Genomic DNA, 1,031 nt, shown 5'->3' with positions numbered 1-1,031 from the left:
CAACGCTGGAACTGCCGGGCCGGCAAGCAGACTTGCTGGCAGCAGTGCTCGACTCCGGGACGCCCGTGGTGCTCACCCTGCTGGCCGGACGGCCGTATGCGCTGGGCCGCGCCGTCACCGAAGCGGCCGGCATCGTCCAGTGCTTCTTCCCTGGCGAGGCCGGGACCAGGGCGCTGGCCGGCGTGCTCAGCGGGCGGGTCAACCCGTCCGGACGCCTGCCCGTCTCCGTCCCCGGCCACCCCGGCGTCCAGCCCTCCACCTACCTCGCCGCGAAGCTGGCCCAGGCCGGCGACGTCTCCAGCACCGACCCGACCCCCGCGTACGGCTTCGGACACGGGCTCGGCTACAGCGAGTTCGCATGGTCCGGCCTGGACGTGCAGGCAGCCGAGACCGGCACGGACGGGGAGTTCCGGCTCGCCTTCGAACTCCGCAACACCGGCGTACGGGCGGGAGCCGAGGTGGTGCAGCTCTATCTGCACGACCCGGTGGCGAGCGTGGTGCAGCCGGTGCAGCGGCTCGTCGGCTACCGGCGGATCCAGCTGGACGCCGGCGCCGGCTGCCGCATCGAACTGACACTTCCCGCCGACCTGGCGTCCTTCACCGGCCGCGACGGCCGGCGGACCGTCGAACCCGGCGCGCTGGAACTGCGGATCTCCGCCTCCAGCACCGACCACCGCCTGACCGTGCCGCTGCGCCTCACCAGCCCGGCCCGCCCGCTCGACCACACCCGCCGGCTGCACCCGACCGTCAGCGTCCACGGCCTCCCGTCCACGGCTCCCAGCCATTGATCACATCACCTCTCGGATTCCATGGATATTCGACAGTGATTCGATGAATTCGATGGAATTTGCGGGCGGAATCAAATTCCTTGACGCGCTGTCAAGAAATCTGTCAGATTTGGCGAATGTCCGAGTCGAAGCGCTTCGACAGCGCCGTTCGATCAAGGGCGGCCCGCGTCGCCCTGCTCCTCCGTCCACTGCGCGACGCACGACCACCGCTGCTGACCGCACTGGTCGGCCTCCTCGTCGTCC

1 protein-coding gene is annotated in these 1,031 nt (G+C 70.1%); it reads left to right on the top strand.

Features of this window, described 5'->3' with window-relative positions; translation table 11 throughout:
- A partial coding sequence (locus AB0O00_RS41385; RefSeq protein WP_363659811.1) for a glycoside hydrolase family 3 C-terminal domain-containing protein occupies positions 1-788 on the top strand: 788 nt, incomplete at its 5' end.
- Positions 789-1,031 lie beyond the last annotated feature (243 nt).

This window comes from Kitasatospora sp. NPDC093558, assembly GCF_040683475.1.
Lineage (GTDB): Bacteria > Actinomycetota > Actinomycetes > Streptomycetales > Streptomycetaceae > Kitasatospora.
The sequence above is the reverse complement of the archived record's forward strand: the minus strand, read 5'-3'. Positions and strand labels throughout refer to the sequence as shown.